Annotated in this window: 2 protein-coding genes; both read left to right on the forward strand. The window is 42.9% G+C overall.

Annotated features, from left to right (window positions below):
• Positions 1–115: flagellar basal body rod C-terminal domain-containing protein (locus V7659_RS31205; RefSeq protein WP_335543868.1), on the forward strand; the 115-nt coding region annotated here is incomplete at its 5' end.
• Positions 116–145: 30 nt separating this feature from the next.
• Positions 146–964 (forward strand): flagellar hook-basal body protein, encoded by an 819-nt coding sequence (locus tag V7659_RS31210; RefSeq protein WP_335543867.1) that lies wholly within the window; start codon positions 146–148, stop codon positions 962–964.
• Positions 965–1,044: the final 80 nt, after the last annotated feature.

A 1,044-nucleotide genomic window follows, 5' to 3' on the forward strand; every position in this document is an offset into this window, starting at 1 on the left:
ATCATATACAGAAATGACAACAGCCTACCGCGCATTTGAAACAAACCAAAAAGTGGTTCAGGCATATGATAAAAGTTTAGAAAAAGCAGTGAATGAAATCGGAAGAGTGTATTAATGAAGAAATGAAAGAGAGAGGAGGATTCTCATGCTTAGAACGATGATCAATGCAGCTGTGTCGATGAACGAGGTGCAAAAGCAGCTTGATATCATTAGTAATAACATCGCAAACAGTGAAACAACAGGGTATCGTGCGAAAAACACCCGTTTTTCAGAGCTGGTCAGACAACAGTTTAATCAGGTAGAGGAAAAAAATGAGCAGGTGGCAAACAGTCGTCTGACACCTGCTGGTTTAAGGCTTGGAACTGGTACGATGGTTAATGCATCCATTAACTCATTGCAAGGGTCTATTAAAGAAACAGGCCGTGACCTTGATGTTGCATTTGGTGCGCCATCTCAGTATTTGCAGGTCAATGCTGGCGGTAACATCCGGTATACAAGAGATGGCTCTCTTTATTTACAGCCAGGAAATAATCGGAATCAAGTCCAGCTGGTGACAAGCGAAGGCCATCCGATTCTTGACGAAAACGGGAAGGAGATTGTCTTAAATGCGAATTTCCGTGATATTTCTATCGATAAAAATGGCCGGCTTACAGCTATTTCTCGAGGCAATCAACCGAATCAGCAGGTGAATCTTGGGGTTGTTCAAGTGAATAATTCTTCAGCACTCATCTCTGAAGGAGAAAATTTGTTCTCAGTCGACGGCAACTATCAAGGCGCTTTAACGGCACTGAATGGGGCAAACCGTCAGGCCATTCAACTTCAGCAAGGTGCACTTGAAACGTCGAATGTGGACATGTCTAAAGAATTAACAGACCTCATGACAACACAGCGTTCGTATCAGATGAACTCAAGAACCATTACGATGGGCGATCAGATGCTAGGACTCATTAATACCATTCGATAATGAGCAGGCGGATGTCAGCCTCTCATGATAAAAAAGGCGGCTCGCTCAAAGTCGCCCTTTTTTTTATAAAAATCTGAGAC

It is taken from the genome of Neobacillus drentensis (assembly GCF_036966985.1).
GTDB lineage: Bacteria > Bacillota > Bacilli > Bacillales > Cytobacillaceae > Neobacillus > Neobacillus drentensis_E.